Below are 23,599 nucleotides of genomic sequence, written 5' to 3' on the forward strand. Positions count from 1 at the left end.
CTGTACCAGTTTCTCCGATTCCCAGTCATGACCGCACGTAGCAAAAGTTTTACCTGTTAAAGTCAGGTTTATTTAAGGTTATTGGTGCTTTTCAAAGCCCAATAGACAAGCACGGGCTGAAAAAATAAGCGCACTAATCGCTTCGTGTCTGTGTCCAGGCCGAATGCACTCCGATCATTGACATACTGAGAAATGTTGCCGGGGAAGACAGCCGTAAAAAAGGTTGCGGCAACCTTGCCGACGGCTTCCTGATGTTCTTCGTCAGTTAGCACAAGGCTGCTGCCTAACGCAATTTCGGCAATTCCCGAATACACAACTGTGTCATCGATCTTTAAGGGAACCCAATCCGGCACCTGTGCTCTGAACGCCTTTCGGGCGAACGTTAAATGGCTTATTCCGGCAAAAATTAAATTGGCTCCCAGTGCAATCCGGGCTATTTTCTTTATGTTTTTCTCGCTCATCGTCATATCTGTTTGATAGGGGTCAAAGCTATTGTAACTGGTTTAAGTCATATAGGTTTACAGATTAATTGTCGGTCTGGGTTTGCTTCTGTAAAATGATGGATCTGACGAATCCAGCTTCTCCTGATGCATTTGCCAAAAAAACTGCTGATCGATCAACCGCTCGACAGGTTAGTCAATAGCGCGGGGTTAGAAGCCAGTACATAGAAAACGAATGACCCGATGGTAAAGCGAAAAAAGAAGAGACTGCCCTGTTGAGACAGTCTCTTTGCAAAAAGCCAATTGCACCCCTTATAAATTGTAAAGAGCTTTCAATCCCTCTCGAAGCGATGCGGGCTTTCTCCCAAGTAGATTTTCCAGGTCATTGCTTACTTCGTCTTCCTGCCCGTTCTTGATGTCGGTTAGAAAACCAATGACCCGCTGAGCTATAAGGTCAGGTAGGCCACGAGCTTTTAGTTGCGTCTCAAACACTGTTTTCTCCGCGGAGGTGTAGGTTACCACTTTGCCGGATAAGTTGGTCAGGGTTACCGCAACATCGGCAAAAGAGTATGGCTCACTTCCGGTGAATTGGTAGATTCGGTTATCACAATTGTCGGCCAATAACGCATTGGCAATGGCCTCCCCCATGTCGCTTCTAAGCGCAAAGGGCACTTTTCCCTGGCCTGTCGGCAAGAAAATACCTGTATCAAAAACGTTTCCTCCAACGAATTGTGGAATAGCGTCCATATATAGGACGTTGCGGAATACGATGTAGTTTAGGCCACTTGCTTTGATGTAATCTTCGGTCTGAAAATGCCCCATCATTAACTTGTTCGCCAACGTATTTCTATCCTTCAACGTCCGGCTGGTGTAAGCAATGCACTGAGCACCAGCTTTTTTTGCAGCATCTACTACGTGTTGGTGTTGCTGAAGGCGTTTGTGCTCATCCGTTCCGGCAATCAATAAAACCTTGTTAATACCCTGCATAGCTTTGTCGAGCGAGGCAATATCATCATAGGAGCCTGGGCGAATATCGACACCTCTATCAATTAAGTCAGCAGCTTTGCTTTCGTCTCGTACCAATGCGGCAATCTGGTTGGCAGATGTCTTTTTCAATAGATGCTGGATCACTATTGTACCTAATTGGCCGGTCGCGCCTGTTACTAATAGCATAGTTGTAATTTTTTGTAGAAAGACAATTACGCTTTTTGAAAAGCAGCCGCGAATTCCTGGGCAAACTCTTCCAGTTTTACGTTGCCCATAACGGCTGGCTTATGCAGGTCATAATCTTCCCGCAATGCACCGCTGTGAATACTGGCCCCCAATTCTACAAAATTTGCCACGAGAGGTGCTGGCATGCCGCTCTTCGTCAATGCCTCTTTCACTTGCTCCTCACTAAAAGTTAGCCACTGCAAATCCGGCTTACCAATAGCGGCTCCCAACATATGAGCAACTTCGCTGGCACTACGGTCATCACTCGCTACGTAGCGTATATGTCTACCCATAACTGGTTTTCCCAGTTCTTCTGCAGCGACGGCGGCAATATCGCTCGGGGCCACCATCACCAGTTTGTCATCGCCACCATAGACTGCGCCCATGATGCCCTGCTCTTTGATCATATCCACAAGGCTGTACAGGTTGTAATAAAAGTAGCCGGGACGCAAATGGGTGATCGCTACGTCAGGCAACTCATTGATGATGTTTTCTGTATGGTAGGAGCCAAGGATGAAGCCGGTGCCTTTGGCTAAATGTGCCCCGTAGCTACTGAGGTGAATGACATGGTTTACGCCCGATCCCTGAAGGGCTTGTGCATAGTTACTGCCGATCCGGCGGTAATACGCCAACTGATCGAGTTCAGCGTAGTTGGGTGGTATCATCGCAAATACGGCATCGGTTCCGGTAAACGTAGATGCCAGAAAATCAACGTCTTCCAGTGAGCCAATGGCTGCTGTGGCTCCCAGCGTTTCAATTGCTGATTGCTTGTCTGGCTTACTGCTGATCACTATGACGGTGTGACCTTTCTGTACTAATTCCTCGGCCAGTGGCTTGCCGATATGCCCTAACGAACCTGTTATTACAACTTTCATATGTACAGCAATAGTTTGTTTTTGTTGCTGTACAAAGGTCCATGCCTCAGGATTTAGTCTTGTAGCGTAATCTCAGACTGTTGTAGCCGTTTCTTGGCTGGCGGTCAGTTGAACGACTGCCGGAATTCCAAAGGCGAATGATTGGTCTTGCTTTTGAATAATTTGCTGAACGACTGCGAATGCTCAAACCCTAGTTCATAAGCGATTTCACTGACCGACAAGTCGGTGGTAGATAATTTCTCTTTCGCGGTTGAGATCAATTTGTCGTGTATATGCTGTTGGGTACTCTGGCCTGTTAATACGTTTAGTAAGACGCTTAGGTAGTTAGGTGATACGTTCAGGGCGTCGGCAACGTATTGAACCGTGGGTAGGCCCTGTTTCACCAGGGCGTCGCTGTTGAAATAGTCTGTGAGAATAGTTTCCAGCCGATCCAGGATTTTGTGATTGGCAATTTTCCGGGTGATGAATTGGCGATGATAAAACCGGTCAGCGTATGTCAGTAATAAGTCGAGCTGGGCGATAATGACGTTCTGGCTGAATTTATCAATGTTTGAGTGATATTCCTGCCCAATGTTTTGCAGGATGCCGGTAATCATTACTTCTTCTTTTTCCGAAAGATGCAGGGCTTCATTGACCGAATAGCTAAAATATTCATACTGCTTTATGGTTTTAGCCAACGGCGTATTCCACAAATAATCAGGATGGATCAATAATAACCATCCAGTATGTTTTACATCTTTATCAGCCTCAATTGAAAAAACCTGACCGGGCGAAATGAAGATCATCACCCCTTCGTCAAAATCATATTCCTGTTGCCCGTACTTCATTTTACCATTGAAATTCCGTTTCAGCGCGATAGAGTAAAAATCATGGGTGCGACTTGTTAGGTTATGACCTGACACACGTTTAAGGCTTTCAAAACTGACTAAGCTGATTAATGGATGTTCCGGCTTTGGAAGGCCCAAGAGCTGATGATATTCAGTAATTGTTTTAATGCGCTGAGGCTGAGTATTTTTCATGGCTAAAGAATAGTGTTGAGGAAACAAATACTTGAATACTGGACCCACAGTAAAGTTAGTGTCTACCGAGAACGTAGCGTTTAAACGTCTGGTTTTAATGGTTAACACATAGATGTTTTTTGTGGATACTAGTTGTAAGGACGCTCAATAATCGGTGCTTTGGTGAACCTTCCCCACGCTATAAAAGCAGCCATACCTGCAAAAACAATATTCGCCCCTATTTGTGCCGCTTCTCCTCTTGCAATATGGAAAATACTGGCGCATAGCATAAGGGCTATAACTCCGATGGCTGCAATCGGCGTAAGTTGTGGCTTGATACGTAGCAATGAGGGCAGTATTAACCCAATGGCACCTACTAGATCTATGAGCCCGGTAAGCTTTACCACTATTCCGGGAATTTGGCCTGTCCAAGGCCACAGAGCCGCCAGCTTTTCTACAGGTTGAAATAATTTCATGGCGGCTGCCCAGATAAAAGTGGCCGCCAGAACTACCTGCGCCACCCAGAGAATAAGGTGAATTGCTTTTGACGATTTTCGTTGACTTGACATGCTATGATCATTGCTCATTCAAGTCCCAAAAGTATTTACATTTGCTTTCTAATGGATAGTACTTCCACCTTGGATAGCGCTATCCAATCTGATAGTATCGTGGAATTTACCAACCCCAGAAAGAACACATGCTAACTAAAGGTGGATGCCCCAAAACAGCACTTTCTATCAAAGATGCGTTAGAAGCCCTGGAAGGCAGATGGAAACTGCTCATATTGTTCGCCCTGTCAGCAGGAAACAAGCGCTTTAAGCAACTGTCAAAGGAAGTCCCTGGGATTACCGACAAAACACTGTCGAAAGAGTTGAAAAGCCTGGAAGCGAATAAATTGATTCAGCGAACTGTCCATGCTACGTTCCCTCCGACGGTGGAATATGCCATTACAGCACATGGAAAGTCACTGGAGAAAGTGATGGACGAGCTTCATTATTGGGGATTAGCCCATCGTAAAGAAATCATTGGGAAATGATGGCTACGACTTATGCAAGACGTAACACCGGGTTAAAACCCGGCGCAGTGCATTAGTTCTTGCCACTTGCGCCGGGTTTTAACCCGGTGTTACGGAAGCTTATACTCCTAACTCAACGCATTACGGCAAAAATCGACGCATTTTTTCACTTCGGCGACCGAGTTTGAGCCCGCGGGTATCTGGTATTCCAGTTCGACCGTAGCCGGGAATTTGTACTTCTGTTCACGCATCAGTTGCAGTACGGGAAGTAAAGGCGTATCGCCCTGGCCCCACGGCAGATTTCCCTTGCCATTAGCTGGTAACTGACGGTCTTTGATGTGCATACTGGCAATGCGGTCGTGCTTCTGACGAATCAGGCCCAGCGGATCTGGCTGACCGGCTGCTACGTAGTGGCCTAAATCAAAATTCATGGCATTACCCGGCGATTGGGCCAGCGCCGTATCCCAGAAAGTTGGCGTCTGCTGCTCATGCCCGTGATAGCCCACGCGTAACCCATGCTTCACCGCCATTTTGCCCAGCCTGAGCGTCTGTGCATCGTTGGCCGGATGTTCGACCGTTACCTGATTAGCCCCCAGTATTTTAGCGGCCCGCATTCCATAGTCAATATCCGCATCTGAATTCTGAATGCCGAACGCATCGGGTTTGAATCCATAGATGGTCACACCTGCCTGGTTGTACATCTTGCGGACCTTCTCGAACTTATCCATGGGCGCAGACATCCGCCACTTCGACATTTCTTCCCGGTAGGCTTTCGTTTGTGCATCCGCTTCGGCCAGTGTTTTCTGTTCGTCTTCGGTCAGGGTTTGGTTTTCGCGCCGTTTCCGCATTAACGGAAAGACCGTCTTCATATCGACCGAATTTTTCGGGGCGCCCGCAAACGTCTCGGCAGGGCCACCCATCAGTTCAATCGCACTGATTCCACAATCCAGTACATATTTTAACGTAGCTTCGGCGCTTTGGTCGGGCATTTCCCGGAATGAATACGTAATGACGCCAATCTGTACACCGTTGATCAGCGAGTTGGGCTTGCCCAGGTTTCGGATAATAGCTGGTGCACCAAATAATTTGTTCGTGCCTGCTACTGTCCCGGCAACGAGCGCGGCCGAAGCGCCCAGAAACTGACGGCGTGTTGGTTGGTTTTTCATGATCTTAAATGCGGTAGACTTGATTGGTTTATAGGCGTATAAAGCATTTACTCCTGAGCAAATACTTTTGGCTGGCGGTAAGCATAAAGCTTCTTCGCCAGTGCGTACCTGATTACCGCTTTACCTCGTTGGTGGACGAAGCAGGAGTAGCTGCCAGTACGCGAACGGGTCCTAAGAGGCCAGACGGCAGTAGGGGAGCGTCAGCTTTATAAAATGGCAACGTAGTGTACGTGATCTTGTTGGTCACACCGGGTTGGGCGTCGCCGATGAGTCGGTTAACCCATAGGTTGGTTACCTTTATCTGAACGGTATTACGTCCGGATTTCAGCGCATCGGTTATGTCGATGCGAAAGGGTTTTTTCCAGACTGTACCCACGTTTTTGCCGTTGACAATCACCTCGGCGATATTCTTTACCTCACCCAGATCAAGAATGTATGACGCGTTTTTAGCGACGGTTGGTACGTCGAACGTATTATCGTAGGCCGCCGTACCGGAAAAGTATTTGACACCCGGATCGGCATTTTCTGTCAACGACGACAGCGTAGTAAACGTGGCTTTCTGGGGAGCGCCCCGACCTTCCTGAAAGTTAACCGTCCAGGCACTCGCTACGTTGGCAACGGGTGATTCGGTAATGGCAGGTTTAGTGTACGAAACAACCGTCGCTTTGTCATGGAAGATGATAAAATACGCTTCCCACGATTCAAACTTGAGAGGCACAATTGTGCGCCCGTCTTTAATCTGATAGGACACGGTTGAGGTTTTGCCTGTTTGTGGATTCCATAGTTCCGGCACTTTACCCGCCATCCGAAAGCTGACGGTGGCTTCGGTGGGGTTCTCACTGCGGTTATCGAGCCAGTAGAGGTCGGTCGATCGGGATGCCGCATCACCGCCGTCGCGGTCGTTGGTTTGGCGGTGAACATACAGCACCTTCGATTTGGCTCCGGAAATATCCACATCCGGCTGAATGCTCATCTCTTTTAATACGGCCTCCACCGGTTTTGTCGATACGTTCGGGTTGCTCCAGATCTGATTCACCAACGTAGTGAACTCGGTCGCATTATCGCTCATACTAGGCGAGCGTTCGGGTTGACCCCAGCCACTTTCATACCAGCTTTGACCAGTTCACCCAGTTTTTTCAGCACGGGTAGAGTCATCGTTCTCGCTGAGGAGTCCAACACCAGCAGGCGGTATTGCTGACCACTGGGCGTACTGATTTTGCCTCCTTCTATACGTAGCGCATTCTTTACTACGGATGAGTTAGCAAAATCAAACGCGTAGCCAGCCGGTATAGCAGGCAGTTTTTGAGCAAATACCTGCGTGATGTTGTTGTTCTCGCCGTAGTAATACAATACGTCTACAACGGGTTTGCCCTGTTGCAATAAGAAGCAACTCCGGCCGAGGTAATCCATCCAGGGTTTTGCCTGCTCGGCCCAGGTTTCCTGTCGGGTAAAATACTGGCCGAAAGGTCCGAGCGAAAAGCCCGGTTTCCTGTCGTCCAGCGGCTGGTGTACTGACGTATGGATCACAAAGCGATTCAGGCCCGACGCCATTTCCAGATCGGCGGTGCGCTTAAGTTTCTCCGGATGCCAGCTAAACGCATTTTGAACGGAGGTCATCGACTCAGCCGCTACCAGATTCTGCCCGTAGATGTGCGCCACCGAAGCCGCTTCCCGGATGTCGGCCTCACTACGTACTTCCTCGTCGCTACCGCCTGCCAGGCTGCCCGGTGTCCACATGGCCGACATCGGAATTTCGGCTTTGCGTTTCACATCCATACCATCGGCCAGGTAAATCCGACCATTTTCGTGCGACTCTGTATAGCGCTTCATGCCACGAGCGTGCAGCGCATCGCCGATCACATCATAATGATTGTCGACGATCAGTTCACCAATGGTCTTTCGAAAATCCCACAGGAATTTCTCACTATCTTCGGCACTGTTCACAATACGACCCGTCAACACAGGAAGCCAGGGTTTGATGTCATAACCTCGCCGTTTCAGAAACTCCTCAGGCATGGCCTTAGTCCAGGTCATGTGGCCCGCTTCATAGCTATCCAGCACCATGTACTGCAACCCCTTGGCACCCATCTGGCCACCGGTGGCATCCTTGTACATGTCCAGATACGTATCGATGTATTTTCGAACCGCTACGTTGTCGAGCTTATCCACTTCAAGACCCGTAGCTTCGGGCGAGGCCGGGTGATTTTTTCGACCTGTTATCGAATACCCCAGCCGCATTACTACCCAATTTCCGGCTGGAGCGGTCCAGTTCAACGTACCGTCGGCGCCCATTTGGGCCGTCAAATCCACTACGTCCTGCGTAGGAATGACATCGGCACCGGGCTTTATCAGTGAGTGCGTAGGTTCCTGCCAGGCGCTAAAACCAGCTTTTTGTTCAAACAGGTCGACCCGGTCGGTATTGTGCAGCACCAGTTCGGCTACGGGCACGCCCTGTGGCTTTCCGGGTTCAGCACGGCCGCCCATCATGGCCGCAAATGGATTTCCTTCGGGCTTCTCGGTTTTAAATGTAAACCTGAAATATTTGGCCGTCGTCGGTAGGATTCCCATCGTACTTTGGGGAATTGTGCTGCCCCGGATAATAACGACATCCCGGAAGTTTATGCCATCGTCGCTCACTTTCAGCATCCGGTTGTCAGGCATTCCTCTGAATTCGGCCAGCTCACCGGCCGCAGCTGAGCCTACGATAGTGAAGGCCTTGATCGTCTGTGGGCTATCGAATTCATACTGTATCCACATATCCTGACCAACTTCCATTGGTGGCAGCGTTTTGGCATTCGCCAGGTCGCCATCGGTCAATTCGGCCAGACTGAACGTACCGCCACTCGATGTAATTTTCGGATTCAGGGACGCCATGGGCTTCTCAGCAGTTGGCAGGCGGTAAGCGATTACGGCAGCATCGGCGTAGTAGCCCGACTGTTTTTCTGCCGTGGTCGTATTACTCAACATATCGGGAGCCAGCGCCACATTCTGAAATTTGCCCGTCGTGGCGGGCGGCTGGGGCAATTTACCCGAGAATGCCTGCCCACCCGTAACCCACGTTTCGGACCAGACATATTTTTTCATGGCATCACTGGCTGGTACCCAGGGGCCACCCGTTACGCTCCACCCCGGCGACCCGGCAATGGCCATTTCGAGCCCAAGTTTTTGGGCCAGATCAGTGGTGTGCTTAAAGGCGTCTTTCCATTCGGGGGTCATAAACACCAGCTTTTTAGGTGTTACGTTGGGCGTAAGCAGGCTGGCGTCGAAGTTCTGAAAGCCGCCAATACCGACGCGCTTCATCCATTCGAGGTCTTTGGTAATGCCTTCTTTCGTAATGTTACCGTTCATCCAGTGCCACCACACGCGGGGTTTGGCGGCATCAGGCGGGGTTTGAAATCCGTTTTTGAGCGTGGATGGCTGGGCAAACGCCAACGCTGGTAGCATCCAGGTGAGAAAGGTTATTTTTTTCATAAGGGGAAGGAATAGGATAAAGAATTATTGACCACTAACCATTCCTGTAGAATGCCAAGTATATATTGAATAATTTAAGGAAATATAGTGGATTGTAAGCTAAGTATGTATGGTATGTATTGTAACGGAACACTATTCTGATCAGCATGTCTTAACGGCCCAACCAGTCCTTGAACTCTGACAGGCGACTCATACTGACAAATACTTCATGGCGGGAGGCAGGCAGCAGATCGAGTTTGAGTTTCCCCGCTGAATACGCATGAACGGTCTGGATAGCTGTTCTGGCTACAATGAACTGGCGATTCACCCGAAAAAAATGGCCTGGGTTAACCAGTCCCGATAGCTGATCCAGACTGTATTCGAGGGGAAGTAACTGGCCAACTTTGGTGAGTAGGAATGTCGCCTTTTCCTCTGAATAGAAATAAGCGATGTCAGCTACCTCAATGCTATGAATTTTGGTGCCGATCGTGACCATAAATCGCTCCTTGAAACTGCTCGCCTGCGGCTTTTGTATCAACTGGAGCAGGGTGTTCAGGTCGGGGAGTATGGGTTGGCTCCGAATGGTTTTGAATTTTTCCATAGCCGCCACCAGTTCCTCGTAGTCAACCGGTTTTAGCAGGTAATCGATGCTGTTAACCTTAAAGGCTTTCAGTACGTACTCGTCGTAGGCCGTCGTGAAAATAACCGGTACAGTCAGCGTAAGCTGTTCAAAAATGCGAAAGGCCAGCCCGTCTTCCAGATGAATATCCATAAAGGCCAGATCGGGCTGAGGATGCTCGCTGAACCAGGCGACGGCGGCTTTCACGGACGGCAACTGGGTGAGCACATGCATCGAGGGATCATATTTTTTCAAGAGTCGCTCCAGTTGCCGGGCGGTGCGATCTTCATCTTCAATAATGACGACGTTCATAGTAAGAGGGGAATTTTAACAACAAACGAATCATCCTGATGGCCATACAATACAGGTCGTTGGGTAAGCAGTGCATAACGGTTGACAATATTCTGTAGCCCTACGCCGGTTGAGGGTTCGGGTTGGTCGCGGGGAAGCCAGATATTCTCGACGATCAGGACGTCATCCCAGCAATAGATACGTACACGTAGCGGTTCGGTAACCGACATCCGGTTGTGTTTGACCGCATTTTCGACCAGTAATTGAAGAGAAAGTGGGGCAATGCGATACTGCTCCTGCTGAGCCGGGGTGAGTTCGATTAGGACCTCAAATTTGTTTTCGAAACGAATCTGAAGCAGAAATGTATAAGCGCGAATAAAATCCACTTCGGTTTTGAGGGAAACCAGCTCCTGATCGCGCTGCTCAAGAATATAGCGGTATACTTTAGACAACTGCTTGATGAATTGCTCCGAGAGATCAGCATCTTCATGCACCATGGAGGTAAGAATACTGAGGCTGTTAAAGAGAAAGTGCGGGCTGAGTTGATGTTTCAAGGCTTCGACCTGACTCAACGCGGCTTCTTTTTCCGACTGTTCGGCCCGAAGCTTCACATCTTTTAGCTGCTGATAGGAGCGAGTGATGATCGTCAGATAGAAAGCAGACAGCATGACGACCAAGTTAAATACGTTGTTTACGCGTTGTAAGTACGCAAATACTTCGGGTGTAAATGGCGGGGCATGGCCCTTGGGTTGCGCTATAAAACCACTCTGGAAAAACAGGAAAAAAAAGCCGGAAACGATCAGTTGGAAAACCTGGGCGTAAAGCAGAGCCAGTCCAAGCGAGATCAGCATGGTTAACGTGAGTGCCCGCCAGCTGAAATCGAGCAGAAAATTATCTCCAAACCATCGGAATAGTTGCAGCTGAATCCAGTCAGTAGCTGTAATCCAGATAAAATATAAGCCCAGTGCACTAAGAAAGAAAAAACCTATAAATGGTAATGCTTTCACCAGACTGACCGGATTACGAACCGATTCGGGCAGGTTGATATAAAGTATTAAGGGGGAATAGAGGACCAGCAACCGGATGGCTAATTGCCATTTTTGCTGGTACGTTAGTTTTGCGACCATGATACGTTGTCAGTAAAAAGGCAAAGGTGCCAATTGGCTACTACATCACATAACCCACGAAGAAACGACCAAGCCAAAGACCTCTTTGTGATCATTCGCCCTAAAGGGTGATCAATGGATAACTGAGTAACTCCATTACCGTAGAGGATTGGACGCCCGTTCTCTCCCAACTACGATGGACAGTTTGTAAACGCCTTTTTCCCGCCCGGAAGCATCAAAATTCTGCCTAAGGCCATCGTGTAGACTAACGTTGCCCGAATAAAGTACATATCCCTGTTCATCCTTTAAAGCGAGCATGAGCAGAACGACTAGTTTGACTTTTCATTACCAACCAGATATGTCGTAATGAGGGATTTGCGGGGTTTATTGGCTGCTGCAAACGATGCGAAACGGGCTACCAGTCCTCACATCAGGAGAAGAATCCTTTTCATGATCTGTCTATTATTTAGTTGTTTTTAGTTGACACATCAAAAGTAGAGTCGATGCTAACGTATTGGCAATCAAAGATGCCAAACATCAACATTCGCTGGATGAGTAAAGGTTTTGGCCGGATGAGTGAGAAAAATAACCAGCTTTTTTCGAGCTTTTGGAACAATGGTCCCAACTGGCTGGAAATGCTTCCTAAATCCCGTGGACGTATCGATGAAGCGGGCGTGTTTACCTACATCAAAGCCATTTTATATTGTCTATAATTATCAGCGCATTAGGATCATGCCCACACACTTAATGGCTACGTACCATCGGCGAATAGGTGGATTTTTAGAAGGACCTAATGAGCTGCCGCTATAAACCCACAGCAGTAGGTTGGCCATTAAGCACGTCGATACTATTTTATATCCTATTAATAAAATTTAATCAGCGTAAAATCCAATATCTTTCGGATGTCGTACATATGACGTTTTAAGATGACTACTACTGCTATGCGCAAACTATCCTTAAACATTACATCCGCTGTCTGGGCGCTTATTCTGTTTATCTCCACGCTCATTATGCTGGCTGAGTTCAAAGCTGTATTTCTGCTTATGCAGTGGTTGAGGGGCTAGGGCATAGTGGCGGGGCTGGAAGCGGCCGATAGGTTGAAGCCTGTAGCCATTCTCCTCGATATTGGAATGCCAGAGTTAGATGGCTATGCTACCTGTCAGTTACTTCATCAGCAGCCTTGGGGAGAAGCGATAGTAGTCATTGCCTTAACGGGCTATGGCCAGCAGGAAGACCACCATCGGACTCGGGCCGCCGGCTTTACGGCTCATCGGTCAAGCCGGTCGATATAGCGGTTCTGACCAACCTACTGACTAATTTGTTGGGTTGAAGAACTCAAGGTGGGAGGATCGCCTGCTACCTCAAGCTAGAGGATAAACGCCTGGTCTGTTTTCTGCCCTTCTTCTTTTGACAGAAGCAATAAACCTCGGCAATTTATCAGCACGAACTTATAAAACTATCGCCAGGCCGCATCCCCGGTGGTAAGACGAATGAACTGGTGTAATTTGTCGAAGTCCAGTTGTGCTTTCCTGCGCAACAGGAGTGAGTCAGCCACTAGTTTCTTTCCTCTAAGTCTGGCCTGCATCGATCGGTCGTACAATTCAGACGCTTTATTTACGGATTCTTCCATTTCAGTACCATTTGATGGGCGTTCATATTGATAGAATAGAAATGAAGCCTGATTTGTTTACATAGAGGGCTTCAACCAGTTGTTTACTACCTTCCAGCACCTGAATGAAATTGCCCCGAACGTAGAGTAGAGCACCCGTAATTCCTACCTGGCTATTCTGACTCCGCTGTGGGTCAGCAAGCTTATTAGCTCCTCTTCCTGAAGAGGTTTGACGGCAGTACTGAAATAGAGTAGACAGCCATGGGAAACGTTTGCTAAACTGGTAAATATACGCTAAACGTAGCTCCCTGGCCGGGCTTACTGGTGGCCGTAATGACTCCGCCGTGATTGGTCACCACTTTTTCGCAGATAGCCAGACCCACGCCCGTACCCGCAAACTCGTTCCTGCCGTGCAGCCGCTGAAAGACCTGAAAGATTCGATTTGTGTACTTCTCATCAAAACCAATCCCGTTGTCGGCAACCTCAATGAGGTGATAGGCTGCTGCCCGGGTCGTCCTCAGGGATGCAGGTATATCCCCGGCCAGTATACGGCTGGCCCGAATGTGGATCTCCGGCTTGGTTTTCTGGCCTTTTTCATCCTGACGGCTAAACTTGATGGCGTTCGAGAGTAGGTTCTGGAAGAGTTGCTCTAATTGAGAGGCATCGCCCTGCACAATGGGTAAAGCCCCAACGTGAATGGTAGCATTCGATTCGTCGATCAGGATGGATAACGTATCAATGGCGTCATCAATCACGTTAGTTAAGGCAACCGCATACAGAACGGCCTGGCTGGTTGAAATACGCGAGAAAGTCAGTAAGTCTTTAATTAGGAGTGACATGCGACTGGCGGCCACCTGCATCCGATCCAGATAAACCAGGTCTTCACCCGATGAGCCGACATACCGAGTTTTTAGTAGATCCCCGAACTGCTGGATTTTACGTAGTGGCTCCTGTAAATCATGACTGGCAATGTAGGCGAACTGCTCCAGGTTCTGGTTGGAGCGTATCAGGTGTCGATTGGTTTCTTCAAGGTCTTTATTGGCCTGCTCAACTTCCTCTCCTGATGCGGTCAATTCTTCGTTGATGGCTGCATATTCCTCATTGTTGGCGGTTAGCTCCTCATTCGTAGTGGCTAACTCTTCCAGGGTAGCTATCAATTCTTTATTAATTGTGGCCAACTCCACAGTACGCTCTTGTACCTGCTGTTCAAGGGCCTGGGATAGCGCTCGATAGCGCGCTTCACTTTCGCTCAGTTGCCGGTGAGCCTTCACCTGCTCAGTCACGTCAATAGCCGTGTTCATGATGGCGTAAATCTGCCCCTGCTCATTCCGTAGGGGTTTGTAGGTATAGTCGAAATAGAACGTAGTCAAAACACCTTCCACCACCAGATCGGCTCGGGCGGCTCTTTCCTGATAGACGGCTCCACTCGTAAAAATCGTGTCTAACAACCCCAGAAAAGGTTGCCCCTGTAACTCAGGCAATGCCTGGGCCAGCGGTTTGCCAAGCACCGAATGGTCTTTACCCCAGTACCCCATCATTTTCTCATTGGCCACTTCGATAATCATGTTCGGGCCTGTATACAGACTGGTGGCCACAGGAGCTTCCTCAATTAAGGAACGGAACTTGGCTTCACTGGCCTGTTGTTGATGGCGCATCGTTACGTCCTGACTAACATCCTGTGCTACACCCGCAAAACGAATCACCTGGCCCTCTTGATTGAAATAACTACGGCCCGTTGAGCGTATCCAACGCGTTAGACCGTCTTCCCCGATAGTACGGTAGGTCGCCAGGTAGTTCCCTCCTGACTCGGGCTTCATTGCCTGTTCAATGGCTTGATTCACCGGTTTCACATCGTCCGGGTGAATAAACTGAAGCGTATCCTGATAAGCAAATTTCCGGGCCTGGCTAATACCAAACAGCTCTCCGCAGCGCTCATCCCATTGCACCTGGTTAGTAACAGTATCCAGCTCCCAAACGCCGAGTCCGGCGGCTTGCAGGGCAAAACTTAAGTCAACTCGCTCGGTGAGCGATTTCTGGGGATCGATAGACTTGTTAAGGTCGGACATTACAGCAAATCGGGTCGCTCTTTCAACTAAAATAAAGTAAAAAGAACATGGATATTAGGCCTAATGTTATAGCATGCCTGTTGCTTTTCGACTCATTGATCCCGTAACTTATGAAGCTGGACGTCCTCCAGTCTACCATTACTCAATCTGGCAGATGTTTAAGCCCGTGGAGGCTCGAACTCACAGCTGCCTACGGTAGAAAAGCCTCTATTAGTCAAGTGCTTAGATATCTAGTGGCAATTCTTTCCGGTTTTGGAGAGCACGCTGGTAATTGAAGAAGCCCAGCCGTTGTTGCTAACAGCTGGATCATGAGGAGATATATAGGAAGTGTAGGCTATATCTTTTTTCGGATTATTTAGCTATATCCAGTAACGGCAACAAAAGCCCTTTCTAGCCGAGTTTGAAAAAAATAATGAGGAAAATAGCCATCACAATTATCCTTTATAAGGTATTAGGCGGAGTACATCAATTATATTAAGTTGGGCCAATTCACCCATTTCTGCTTTTATGGATTTTGTCCACAGGGCTAAAGAGATAGCTATGGACAAGTTAAAAAGAGGCATAGGGGGCTTTCGGCGGACTGATAGAAGCGCTGGGTAATATCGGAAAAATGCTCTTTTACAGCCTGTTTTGAGTACAGCCTATAACCTGCTAAACATACTTCTCTTGCTGTTTAGTAGTATTAGGCAAATGCGTAGACGCTGGATATATGGCATGGCTAGAATGAGAATGCTGGGCTGCCTACATTGACTAAGAAAAATAATCAGACAGAACCATATTCCTTTTTACATAGGATAAAACAGATGCATACTGAAGAGCAATAACCCAATCTGTTTCAACTAGACTCTTACTATTAAAATCCCCACTTACCAATAATAGTAAGTGGGGATTGATCAATGAGTCAACTATGAGCGGGAAATGGGGTTCGAACCCACGGCCTGCAGCTTGGGAAGCTGCCGCTCTACCAACTGAGCTACTCCCGCATTGGTCTAACAAAGGTGACTTATTAAAACCAAAATGTCAAGCTGTAGCTATTCATATGGTAGTTACTAAGGCCTCTACTTGCTCATAGACATACGTCAATTGCTCGTCGGTTGTGCAATAGGGCGGCATTAAGTACAATACATTCCCTAGCGGACGCATCAATACGCCACGATCCAGCAGAAAATTATAAGCCGTGTCGCGGATGTTGTTGAAATAAGATGTCTGACTTCCTACGCTCAAATCAAAGGCAAGTAGCGTGCCTCGTTGACGAATATTTGTAACGGTTGTATAATGGGTCAACTGGTGCGCAAATGCGGTGTGGCGTTGTATAATACGTTGGATATTAGCTTGGGTTTCACCCATTAACAGTAAGTCCATGCTAGCCAATGCGGCTGTGCAGGCCAGCGGATTCGCCGTAAATGAGTGACCGTGAAAGAGTGTCTTGAACTTGTCATCGGAGAGAAACGCATCATAAATGACTTGTGAGCAAGATGTTACGCCCAGTGCCATGGTTCCTCCGGTCAGTCCCTTCGATAGGCACATCAGGTCAGGCTTATTTTTCAGGTAGTCTGTCGCAAATAGTTTGCCTGTTCGTCCAAAGCCCGTCATTACTTCATCCGCGATAATGAGCGAATTTTGCCGTCGGGCTAGTTGAAATAGCTCGTCCAGAAAGGCTGGTTCGTACATAATCATCCCGCCCGAACCCTGAACCAGCGGCTCAACAATCAAAGCCGCTACGTCGTCGGTAAACAGTGCTTCGGCGTGTTTCAGTACGTCTGCTTCCTGTCCAGGTATGGGCAATGGCAAGTATTCCACGTCGAACAAAAAAGGCACAAACGGTGCCGTGAAAGCACTCCGTCCGCTCACAGCCATGGCACCGAACGTATCGCCGTGATAAGCGTTCTCCAACGCAATTACTTTCCTGCGTGGCTGACCCAGATTGTGCCAGTATTGGAAAGCCATTTTTAAGGCGACTTCAACCGCTGTTGAGCCGTTGTCCGAGTAGAAAATCTTTGTCTGGTTTTTAGGCAGGATTTCTAGTAGCCGTTCCGCTAATTCGACGGCAGGCTGGTGAGTAAAACCCGCGAAAATGACGTGTTCTAACGTTTGAAGTTGTTCCGATATTCGTTGAGCGATGTACGGATGGGCATGCCCATGAAGATTCACCCACCACGATGATATCATATCTAAATATTCGCGCCCGTCGGCACCGTATAATATTGATCCCTCCCCCCGCACAATCGGCACGGGCAGCGGGGTTGTCTGCATCTGCGTGAACGGATGCCAGATAATGGCCTGATCTCGCTCAGCTAAATTGTTCATTTTCAATAATGTATAAGTTGGAGCGGGTAATGAGAGATAAAGAGAGTAACATTTTCAAGTATTCATTACCCATTGTTCGTTTTTCAAATACCCCACTTCCCCTGCGCCTTCATCACTTGTTCAATCACGTCCCGAACGGCGCCACGACCACCTGATTTAGAAGATACGTACTGACAGACAGCTCGAATCTCGTCAACTGCGTCAGCGGGGCAGGTACTTACTACGTTCGGGCGGCTCAGAATAGCGTAGTCGGGTAGGTCATCGCCCATGTACAGGATTTCGGATTCATTTAAGCCATCGCGGGCGATGTAGCCCAGGTAAGCCTTTATTTTTTGATCGCTTGGGCCACCCATGAAAATGTCTTTTACATTCATAGCGGTTAGCCAGTTACGAACACCTTCCGCATTCGATGCAGATAACATGCCGATCCGAAAGCCAGCTTTCAGCGCTCGCTCAATGGCGTAGGTATCCCGGATGAAAACAGTGCGAAATCGTTCGCCCGATGCCAACAGGTTAACACTGCCGTCGGTAAGGACGCCGTCTACGTCGAAAATGAATGTTTTTATTTGCCCGAATTGGTCTTGTGTCACTGCCATGCTGCAAGTTTAGTGAAAACCGGCTGACTGTTCCGTATTTTTGTCGAATGACTACTCACGAACGGCCTTCGGCAGGAAACTCTTCAGATGAGCTTTCACCGGCTGGATTGCCCAAAGCGTTTCGGGCGCAGATGGAAGCCCAGTTAGGTCCAGATTTTACCGAGTTTGAGACCGCATTGGCGCAGGCAGTACCCGTAAGCATTCGCATAAACCCGCGCAAGAATGTTTATAATACGGCTGATTTAGAGCCCGTTCCCTGGTGTCCTGAAGGATTCTACTTGCCTGAACGGCCCAGTTTTACGCTCGACCCCTTGTTTCAGGCCGGTGCTTACTACGTTCAGGAAGCATCGTCGATGCTGCTGGCTGAAGTGCTTCAGCAGACCACAAAGCTTAATCGACCGCTGAGGGTGTTGGATTTGTGTGCGGCACCGGGTGGAAAAAGTACGTTACTGGCGTCTGCCCTGCATCCTGATAGTTTACTGGTTTGTAACGAAGTGATTCGCAGCCGGGTGTCGGTCCTGCGCGAAAATCTGGAAAAGTGGGGCTATCCGAACGTAGTGGCCAGTAACCACGACCCCGAACAAATGACCAATCTGGCTGGATTTTTCGATGTCGTTCTGGTCGATGCACCTTGTTCGGGCGAAGGATTATTTCGTAAAGACCCCGACGCCATGGACGAGTGGTCGGAAGAAAATGTACAACTTTGTTCAGCCCGGCAAAAACGAATCCTGGCCGCAGCCGCGCCCTTGTTGGATGAAGGAGGTATTTTGATTTATAGCACCTGTACCTATAATGACGATGAAAATACGGATAACCTTCGTTATCTGGCCGCGAATGGTTTTCGGAATCGGGCGCTCGATTTGCCCGCCGAATGGAACGTAGTGGAAAAGCAGGCTGGTAATGCGGTTGGTTATCAGTGCTATCCGCATAAGGTTCGGGGCGAAGGGTTTTTTATTAGTGTTTTTACAAAAACAGCGTTTACGGCGACGGTGAAACTGGATGCCCGTACGTTTCGCAGCATTCGGGCGCTACGTCCCCGCGAAGCGGCATCGGCTGCGAAGTGGCTCCAGCATCCGGCTGAATTTTCGTTCTGGGAGAAACCCAACGGCGACGTAATGGCTTTGCCAAAAGCGCTGGAAAAGACGTTCCTTTTTCTGGATGGTGCCATACACAATAAAGGGTTTGGCCTGGAGATGGGCCAGTTTAAAGGACAGGATTTCATTCCCTCTCACGCGCTGGCCCTCAGTACCGTCATCAACCGGGATTTGCCAGCCGTGGCATTGAGTAAGGAAGATGCACTTCGGTACTTTAAGAAAGAAAACCTGGTGTTTGACGAACCCGTTAAAGGCTGGCTGTTAGCGCAGTACAACGGTCTGAATCTAGGTTGGGTAAAAGGTGTCGGCAACCGGGTAAATAATTATCTGCCGAAAGATTGGCGGATCAGAATGGACATCAAGGAATACGTATGAAACGGTTTTTAACTATTTCCGGGCTACTGCTGGCAGTTATCGTCGTTGGCTATTTTCTGGGCCCTTCAGCGCATCCTGACCCAATCAAAGACGAACCTATTATGCTTGATCCCGACTTAGTGAAGCTGGAACAAAACATTTCCGATGCTGAACGGAAGTCAAATTTACGTCCTGATAACGAAGCCCGCATTGTTTGGGCCGACAGTTCCCATAAAATAAAGACGCCCTATAGTATAGTTTATATTCCTGGTTTTGGGGCAAGCTGGGCCGAAGGCGATCCGGTTCATAAGCAGCTGGCTAAACATTTCGGTTGTAATTTATACCTCGCCCGCACCCAAGAACACGGCGTCAATTCCCCCGATGCCTTTAAAGGCCTGACGCCATCGAACTATGCAGGTTCGGCTGAGCGAGCTTTAGCCATTGGCAAACAGTTAGGCGAAAAAGTTATCGTGATGGGCACGTCGGCAGGGGGCATGCTGACGCTTTATCTTGCCGCACATCATCCTGAAATAGAAGGCCTTATTTTGTATTCACCTTGTATTGCTACGGCCAATCCGGCCCTGAAGCTGGTTACAAGACCCTGGGGTAAGCAAATTCTCAGCCAGGTATTTGGGGGTGATTACGTGGTCAACTCCTACGACCAGCCGGGCCGGATTCGCTATTGGTTACCTCAATATCACACGAACGGATTGATTACGCTGCAAACGATGCTCGACGAGTGGATGACACCCGATCAATTCCAAAAGGTAAAACAACCCGTTTTTATGGGCTATTATTATAAAGATGAGGAACATCAGGATAACGTAGTGTCAGTGCCCGCTATGTTGGAAATGTTTGACCAACTGGGCACACCGGCTGACAAGAAGGAAAAAGTCGATTTCCCCCAAGCGGGGGCACATGTCATTGCCTCGCATTTTACGTCCGGCGACATAAATGGCGTGTATCAGCGTACCTCAACATTCATGAAAAACGTATTGAAGTTGAAGCCAGTATCTACGCCAACTCCTTTGCTGACTCTCCGCCCGAAAAAATAAGCTATTTTTGTCATTCCGAGGAACAAGCAATCTTCGGTACAGAAGAAAAAATATCCATAGTAAAAGACGCAGTTTTCTGTATTTCACCCCCGGGTAAAACACAGAAAACTGTAAACCGAAAAACTGAAAATCTAGACAATGTCTTACGGATTACTGAAGGGAAAACGCGGCATCATTTCCGGTGCCTTGGACGAAAAATCAATCGCCTGGAAAGTCGCGCTGAAAGCGAAAGAAGAAGGCGCTACATTTACGCTGACCAACGCGCCGATTGCGATGCGCATGGGCGCTATCAAACAACTTGCCGAGCAATGCAACGCCGAAGTTATTCCGGCGGATGCTACATCGGTCGAGGATCTTGAAAACCTGTTCACAAAATCGCAGGAGGTGCTGGGCGGCAAAGTAGATTTTGTGCTGCACAGCATCGGGATGAGCCCAAACATTCGAAAAGGGAAACAATACACGGATCTTAATTACGATTGGTTCAAGCAAAGCATCGATATTTCGGCGTTGTCGTTTCACAAGATGCTGCAGACGGCTTATAAGCTGGATGCGATTAATGAATGGGGATCGGTCGTTGCGCTGACCTACATGGCGGCTCAGCGGACATTTCCGTTCTATACCGATATGGCTGATGCTAAGGCCGTTCTGGAGTCGATTGCCCGTAGTTTCGGGTATCGCTATGGCAAATCGCACAAAGTGCGGGTGAACACCGTTTCGCAATCGCCAACGCCCACAACGGCGGGCGGAGGTATCGGAGGCTTTGATAAGTTCTATGACTTTGCCGACAAAACGGCACCGTTAGGCAATGCGACCGCCGATCAATGCGCTGACTACGTAGTAACGCTATTCTCCGATCTGACCCGAATGGTTACGATGCAGAATCTGTATCATGATGGCGGTTTTTCAAACACGGGAATCTCCGAAGAAGTGATGGAGTTGATCAATAAACAGTAATAAATTACACGCAGAAAGGAGGGAAGATCTACTACGTATCTTTCCTCCTTTCTGCGTGTAAACAGATAGGCAAACCACTGATTTATTGTGCCTTAATGTAGGAGTACGTTGCCGTCAGTACACCGCCTGAATCTGTATGCGTGTGCGAAGTGGGATAATCCTGCGCATTGTATTGATACACGTACTGCGACGTGTGAAACAGCATTTCCGCTCCATCAGGCCCTTCTAGGTACTGGGTGACTGTTGCTGCATTATTCACCTGAAGCGTGACATTCGGTAACAGCGGATACAGCGCCCATAGGTTTGAGACATTCTTCTTTGAGTCATAGTTTGTATAGCGCGTCACCATTTCCACTTGATACGTTCCCGTTTCAGGATACTTGGTAAGATCGACCAGTTGAATTAAATTTCCCTTGTTGTCATAGGCAAAGGTCATCGCTGTTTCTACTTTTCTGGCCCCACCAAGGTTTATTTCATCCATTCGTTTCAGGCGATTATCAGGGAAATATTGATACGTCCTGGTGGCAACCAGTTTGCCATTTGCGCTAAACTCCTCTGTGCGACTAACCTTGTCGCCATCATAGCTGTAAGTCACATACGAGCCATCAGACACGTCCAGTCGGGTAAGTTGCATGCCAGAATAGATAAGATTGTGTACTACTTTCCGTACCTCACCTGTGCCTTGATTATACAGATTCTGCTGTGTGTACCGGATGGGCTTCTTACTGGCATCGTACTCGACTTCTTTATAATCGGTAGGTGCCCAGCTCATTTTCACTCGATTGAATACATTGATTGAATCGACATTGTCATTGGGCTTATCACCCGGTACGAGCGGATCTGGCTGGCAGGCGGCAAAAGCCGTTAGTATGGCCAGCATCACTATGTTGGTTTTCATTGGATTTACTGCTTTTAACGTATTGATTGGTAGTTGATTGGCTTATAGGAATGATCGAAGCTACTGATCAATCGTTGGGCAGTGTCGAATGAACTGACTGAAAAAACGTCTGAAACGGCACATTGATTGTATGAATTGTAGGTATCTCTAAACCAAAAAAGCGGTGTACGCCCAAACGCACACCGCTTATATAGCTTATATAAATGAATCATTGCGCCGGGTTAAAACCCGATGTTCTATGTATCTTAAAACGTAATTTTTTGAGTCAGATACGTCGCCTGATTATCCCCGTTGATCTTAACGATAGCCGTCAGTGGCTTGTCGTTCCAGTTGATCGTAATAACACTGTAGTTTAGTTTGGATACGATTTCGCCAACGCGATGGCGGTTTGCTTCCTCATGTGGAGCCGATACGTGGGTTAGGCCGCTACTCGTAATATCGAACAGGTCATACGGCAAGCCTGGCACGTTCACTTTCGAGACCTCAGCCATATGTCGGTCACCGCTGATGAGTAACGCGCCTTTCGGTTTCGTTTTGCCCAACAAATCCAACAGTCGTTTGCGGGCAGTGGGGAAGTTCGCCCATTTTTCATACACATGCTCTTCGGGGAGCACCTGAACGCCACTACCAATAATGTGAATGTCGGCATCGGAATTCGTAAGTTCTTTTTCCAGCCATTTCCATTGGGCCTCGCCCAGCATATCGCCGGTGGGATCAGGTACGTTTGCTTTCCCATCTTTCTTCAACCGATCACGAAAATAGCGGGCATCCAGCAAAATCACCTTAACTCGTTGTCCTTTCGGTCCATAGGCATGCATGGAATAAGCGCCTTCCTGCGTACGTAGCGGGCTATCGGCCGGTACGTCCAGAAAATCGAGCATCACCTGCTGGCTTTCTTTCCGTTTAGGATATTCCTTACCACCATCGTTGACACCGTAGTCGTGGTCGTCCCAAATGCCAATGATCGGTGTCGATTGCCGCAATTGCTGATAAACCGGATTCGATTTTTGGATAGCATATTTAGCTCGCAACGTATCCATACTTTCCGAATCGCCATAAATATTGTCGCCAAGCCAGATCCAGACATCAGGTTTCTGCGCGACAATATCGTCCCAAAGCGGCTGTGGGAGACTTTGCCGACTGCATGAGCCAAAGGCGATTGTTGTAATGGGCTTCTGCGTATTGGATATTCCCTGCCTGGCGGAACGGCAACCAGCCAAGATTATACAACCAAGTACGAGGAACGTAGCAGATTTTTTCATTGGAATGAGTTTGGTTATTTATCGAGTAAAAGTAAAAAAGCTAACCTATTTCTGAATCGGTTTCAAGATATGTTAACTTTACCCCCCTGATCCGTATTATCACATACCCCAGACCTTAACCAGACACTCCACCTCAGGCAGGTAGGATGTTTCTGTGTTGCTGATCATTTCAGCAATTGGCTCATCACATTCTCGCGATGAGTTTCCGGTCATTTTTCAATTTAAATTTTTG

The 23,599-nt window shown here is 48.3% G+C and carries 23 protein-coding genes, 1 tRNA gene and 1 pseudogene; 7 read left to right on the plus strand and 18 right to left on the minus strand.

Going from position 1 to position 23,599, the window contains the following annotated elements; translation table 11 throughout:
• Nucleotides 1-68: 68 nt before the first annotated feature.
• From ACYVEA_RS16715 to ACYVEA_RS16735, 5 genes are all read right to left on the minus strand, one after another.
• A complete protein-coding gene (locus tag ACYVEA_RS16715) occupies nucleotides 69-461 on the minus strand; it encodes a DoxX family protein (RefSeq protein ID WP_461114565.1) in 393 nt (130 codons plus the stop codon).
• Nucleotides 462-752: 291 nt separating this feature from the next.
• On the minus strand, nucleotides 753-1,613 hold the full coding sequence (locus ACYVEA_RS16720) for an SDR family oxidoreductase (RefSeq protein WP_461114566.1): 861 nt from the start codon (nucleotides 1,611-1,613) through the stop codon (nucleotides 753-755).
• A gap of 26 nt (nucleotides 1,614-1,639) precedes the next feature.
• Entirely contained in the window at nucleotides 1,640-2,527 is an 888-nt protein-coding gene (locus ACYVEA_RS16725) for an NmrA family NAD(P)-binding protein (protein WP_461114567.1), read from the minus strand.
• A gap of 104 nt (nucleotides 2,528-2,631) precedes the next feature.
• Nucleotides 2,632-3,546 (minus strand): helix-turn-helix domain-containing protein, encoded by a 915-nt coding sequence (locus ACYVEA_RS16730; protein ID WP_461114568.1) that lies wholly within the window; start codon nucleotides 3,544-3,546, stop codon nucleotides 2,632-2,634.
• Nucleotides 3,547-3,674: 128 nt separating this feature from the next.
• Nucleotides 3,675-4,112, minus strand: coding sequence for a DoxX family protein (locus ACYVEA_RS16735; protein WP_461114569.1), 438 nt, complete (start codon nucleotides 4,110-4,112; stop codon nucleotides 3,675-3,677).
• 110 nt (nucleotides 4,113-4,222) lie between these two features.
• Here ACYVEA_RS16735 and ACYVEA_RS16740 point away from each other — a divergent pair, with 110 nt between their 5' ends.
• Nucleotides 4,223-4,561 (plus strand): winged helix-turn-helix transcriptional regulator, encoded by a 339-nt coding sequence (locus ACYVEA_RS16740; protein WP_461114570.1) that lies wholly within the window; start codon nucleotides 4,223-4,225, stop codon nucleotides 4,559-4,561.
• Between the two features lie 107 nt (nucleotides 4,562-4,668).
• On the opposite strand, the gene ACYVEA_RS16745 is transcribed toward ACYVEA_RS16740, so the two are convergent.
• From ACYVEA_RS16745 to ACYVEA_RS16765, 5 genes and pseudogenes are all read right to left on the minus strand, one after another.
• On the minus strand, nucleotides 4,669-5,706 hold the full coding sequence (locus tag ACYVEA_RS16745; protein ID WP_461114571.1) for a sugar phosphate isomerase/epimerase family protein: 1,038 nt from the start codon (nucleotides 5,704-5,706) through the stop codon (nucleotides 4,669-4,671).
• Between the two features lie 112 nt (nucleotides 5,707-5,818).
• Nucleotides 5,819-9,150: pseudogene (locus ACYVEA_RS16750) on the minus strand (glycosyl hydrolase).
• Between the two features lie 178 nt (nucleotides 9,151-9,328).
• Nucleotides 9,329-10,087, minus strand: coding sequence for a LytR/AlgR family response regulator transcription factor (locus tag ACYVEA_RS16755; protein WP_461114572.1), 759 nt, complete (start codon nucleotides 10,085-10,087; stop codon nucleotides 9,329-9,331).
• Nucleotides 10,084-11,193, minus strand: a complete 1,110-nt coding sequence (locus tag ACYVEA_RS16760; protein ID WP_461114573.1) for a sensor histidine kinase — start codon at nucleotides 11,191-11,193, stop codon at nucleotides 10,084-10,086. Before ACYVEA_RS16760 ends, ACYVEA_RS16755 begins: the two co-directional genes overlap by 4 nt.
• 135 nt (nucleotides 11,194-11,328) lie before the next feature.
• Nucleotides 11,329-11,490, minus strand: a complete 162-nt coding sequence (locus ACYVEA_RS16765; RefSeq protein WP_461114574.1) for a hypothetical protein — start codon at nucleotides 11,488-11,490, stop codon at nucleotides 11,329-11,331.
• A 209-nt stretch (nucleotides 11,491-11,699) separates the two neighbouring features.
• Here ACYVEA_RS16765 and ACYVEA_RS16770 point away from each other — a divergent pair, with 209 nt between their 5' ends.
• The 3 genes from ACYVEA_RS16770 to ACYVEA_RS16780 all read left to right on the plus strand — a co-directional run bounded on the left by ACYVEA_RS16770 (nucleotide 11,700) and on the right by ACYVEA_RS16780 (nucleotide 12,464).
• Nucleotides 11,700-11,885: a hypothetical protein gene (locus ACYVEA_RS16770; protein ID WP_461114575.1), complete on the plus strand. Its 186-nt coding sequence runs from the start codon at nucleotides 11,700-11,702 to the stop codon at nucleotides 11,883-11,885.
• Nucleotides 11,886-12,113: 228 nt separating this feature from the next.
• Nucleotides 12,114-12,236: a hypothetical protein gene (locus ACYVEA_RS16775; protein ID WP_461114576.1), complete on the plus strand. Its 123-nt coding sequence runs from the start codon at nucleotides 12,114-12,116 to the stop codon at nucleotides 12,234-12,236.
• 6 nt (nucleotides 12,237-12,242) lie between these two features.
• The gene (locus ACYVEA_RS16780; protein WP_461114577.1) at nucleotides 12,243-12,464 is read left to right on the plus strand and encodes a response regulator; all 222 of its coding nucleotides are present in this window, start codon (nucleotides 12,243-12,245) and stop codon (nucleotides 12,462-12,464) included.
• A gap of 164 nt (nucleotides 12,465-12,628) precedes the next feature.
• Here the strand turns inward: ACYVEA_RS16780 and ACYVEA_RS16785 are convergent, their stop codons facing one another.
• The 6 genes from ACYVEA_RS16785 to ACYVEA_RS16810 all read right to left on the minus strand — a co-directional run bounded on the left by ACYVEA_RS16785 (nucleotide 12,629) and on the right by ACYVEA_RS16810 (nucleotide 17,750).
• The gene (locus ACYVEA_RS16785) at nucleotides 12,629-12,802 is read right to left on the minus strand and encodes a hypothetical protein (RefSeq protein WP_461114578.1); all 174 of its coding nucleotides are present in this window, start codon (nucleotides 12,800-12,802) and stop codon (nucleotides 12,629-12,631) included.
• A gap of 22 nt (nucleotides 12,803-12,824) precedes the next feature.
• A complete protein-coding gene (locus ACYVEA_RS16790; RefSeq protein ID WP_461114602.1) occupies nucleotides 12,825-13,130 on the minus strand; it encodes a BLUF domain-containing protein in 306 nt (101 codons plus the stop codon).
• Nucleotides 13,057-14,847: a sensor histidine kinase gene (locus ACYVEA_RS16795; protein WP_461114579.1), complete on the minus strand. Its 1,791-nt coding sequence runs from the start codon at nucleotides 14,845-14,847 to the stop codon at nucleotides 13,057-13,059. The genes ACYVEA_RS16790 and ACYVEA_RS16795 overlap by 74 nt, the downstream gene beginning before the upstream one ends.
• Before the next feature lie 910 nt (nucleotides 14,848-15,757).
• Nucleotides 15,758-15,830: transfer RNA gene (locus ACYVEA_RS16800), tRNA-Gly, on the minus strand.
• A 52-nt stretch (nucleotides 15,831-15,882) separates the two neighbouring features.
• A complete protein-coding gene (gene bioA / locus ACYVEA_RS16805; protein WP_461114580.1) occupies nucleotides 15,883-17,154 on the minus strand; it encodes an adenosylmethionine--8-amino-7-oxononanoate transaminase in 1,272 nt (423 codons plus the stop codon).
• 83 nt (nucleotides 17,155-17,237) lie between these two features.
• Entirely contained in the window at nucleotides 17,238-17,750 is a 513-nt protein-coding gene (locus ACYVEA_RS16810) for a KdsC family phosphatase (RefSeq protein WP_461114581.1), read from the minus strand.
• Nucleotides 17,751-17,797: 47 nt separating this feature from the next.
• Here ACYVEA_RS16810 and ACYVEA_RS16815 point away from each other — a divergent pair, with 47 nt between their 5' ends.
• The 3 genes from ACYVEA_RS16815 (at nucleotide 17,798) to ACYVEA_RS16825 (ending at nucleotide 21,207) form a co-directional block, all read left to right on the plus strand.
• Complete coding sequence (locus tag ACYVEA_RS16815) at nucleotides 17,798-19,219, plus strand: methyltransferase RsmF C-terminal domain-like protein (RefSeq protein ID WP_461114582.1); 1,422 nt, start codon at nucleotides 17,798-17,800, stop codon at nucleotides 19,217-19,219.
• The gene (locus ACYVEA_RS16820; RefSeq protein WP_461114583.1) at nucleotides 19,216-20,253 is read left to right on the plus strand and encodes an alpha/beta hydrolase; all 1,038 of its coding nucleotides are present in this window, start codon (nucleotides 19,216-19,218) and stop codon (nucleotides 20,251-20,253) included. The genes ACYVEA_RS16815 and ACYVEA_RS16820 overlap by 4 nt, the downstream gene beginning before the upstream one ends.
• A 138-nt stretch (nucleotides 20,254-20,391) precedes the next feature.
• Entirely contained in the window at nucleotides 20,392-21,207 is an 816-nt protein-coding gene (locus ACYVEA_RS16825; protein WP_461114584.1) for an enoyl-ACP reductase FabI, read from the plus strand.
• Between the two features lie 82 nt (nucleotides 21,208-21,289).
• On the opposite strand, the gene ACYVEA_RS16830 is transcribed toward ACYVEA_RS16825, so the two are convergent.
• Entirely contained in the window at nucleotides 21,290-22,105 is an 816-nt protein-coding gene (locus ACYVEA_RS16830; RefSeq protein WP_461114585.1) for a hypothetical protein, read from the minus strand.
• A gap of 245 nt (nucleotides 22,106-22,350) precedes the next feature.
• Entirely contained in the window at nucleotides 22,351-23,367 is a 1,017-nt protein-coding gene (locus ACYVEA_RS16835) for an alkaline phosphatase D family protein (protein WP_461114586.1), read from the minus strand.
• Nucleotides 23,368-23,599: the final 232 nt, after the last annotated feature.

This window comes from Spirosoma jeollabukense, assembly GCF_054777855.1.

Coding starts and splice junctions, on each gene's coding strand:
- ACYVEA_RS16725 (WP_461114567.1), bottom strand. CDS start 2,527: ATGAAAGTTGTAATAACAGGTTCGTTAGGGCATATCGGCAAGCCACTG.
- ACYVEA_RS16715 (WP_461114565.1), bottom strand. CDS start 461: ATGAGCGAGAAAAACATAAAGAAAATAGCCCGGATTGCACTGGGAGCC.
- ACYVEA_RS16755 (WP_461114572.1), bottom strand. CDS start 10,087: ATGAACGTCGTCATTATTGAAGATGAAGATCGCACCGCCCGGCAACTG.
- ACYVEA_RS16745 (WP_461114571.1), bottom strand. CDS start 5,706: ATGAAAAACCAACCAACACGCCGTCAGTTTCTGGGCGCTTCGGCCGCG.
- ACYVEA_RS16830 (WP_461114585.1), bottom strand. CDS start 22,105: ATGAAAACCAACATAGTGATGCTGGCCATACTAACGGCTTTTGCCGCC.
- ACYVEA_RS16765 (WP_461114574.1), bottom strand. CDS start 11,490: ATGCTCGCTTTAAAGGATGAACAGGGATATGTACTTTATTCGGGCAAC.
- ACYVEA_RS16735 (WP_461114569.1), bottom strand. CDS start 4,112: ATGAGCAATGATCATAGCATGTCAAGTCAACGAAAATCGTCAAAAGCA.
- ACYVEA_RS16795 (WP_461114579.1), bottom strand. CDS start 14,847: ATGTCCGACCTTAACAAGTCTATCGATCCCCAGAAATCGCTCACCGAG.
- ACYVEA_RS16785 (WP_461114578.1), bottom strand. CDS start 12,802: ATGGAAGAATCCGTAAATAAAGCGTCTGAATTGTACGACCGATCGATG.
- ACYVEA_RS16820 (WP_461114583.1), top strand. CDS start 19,216: ATGAAACGGTTTTTAACTATTTCCGGGCTACTGCTGGCAGTTATCGTC.
- ACYVEA_RS16810 (WP_461114581.1), bottom strand. CDS start 17,750: ATGGCAGTGACACAAGACCAATTCGGGCAAATAAAAACATTCATTTTC.
- ACYVEA_RS16770 (WP_461114575.1), top strand. CDS start 11,700: ATGCCAAACATCAACATTCGCTGGATGAGTAAAGGTTTTGGCCGGATG.
- ACYVEA_RS16760 (WP_461114573.1), bottom strand. CDS start 11,193: ATGGTCGCAAAACTAACGTACCAGCAAAAATGGCAATTAGCCATCCGG.
- ACYVEA_RS16815 (WP_461114582.1), top strand. CDS start 17,798: ATGACTACTCACGAACGGCCTTCGGCAGGAAACTCTTCAGATGAGCTT.
- ACYVEA_RS16775 (WP_461114576.1), top strand. CDS start 12,114: ATGCGCAAACTATCCTTAAACATTACATCCGCTGTCTGGGCGCTTATT.
- ACYVEA_RS16825 (WP_461114584.1), top strand. CDS start 20,392: ATGTCTTACGGATTACTGAAGGGAAAACGCGGCATCATTTCCGGTGCC.
- ACYVEA_RS16730 (WP_461114568.1), bottom strand. CDS start 3,546: ATGAAAAATACTCAGCCTCAGCGCATTAAAACAATTACTGAATATCAT.
- ACYVEA_RS16740 (WP_461114570.1), top strand. CDS start 4,223: ATGCTAACTAAAGGTGGATGCCCCAAAACAGCACTTTCTATCAAAGAT.
- ACYVEA_RS16720 (WP_461114566.1), bottom strand. CDS start 1,613: ATGCTATTAGTAACAGGCGCGACCGGCCAATTAGGTACAATAGTGATC.
- bioA (WP_461114580.1), bottom strand. CDS start 17,154: ATGAACAATTTAGCTGAGCGAGATCAGGCCATTATCTGGCATCCGTTC.
- ACYVEA_RS16835 (WP_461114586.1), bottom strand. CDS start 23,367: ATGAAAAAATCTGCTACGTTCCTCGTACTTGGTTGTATAATCTTGGCT.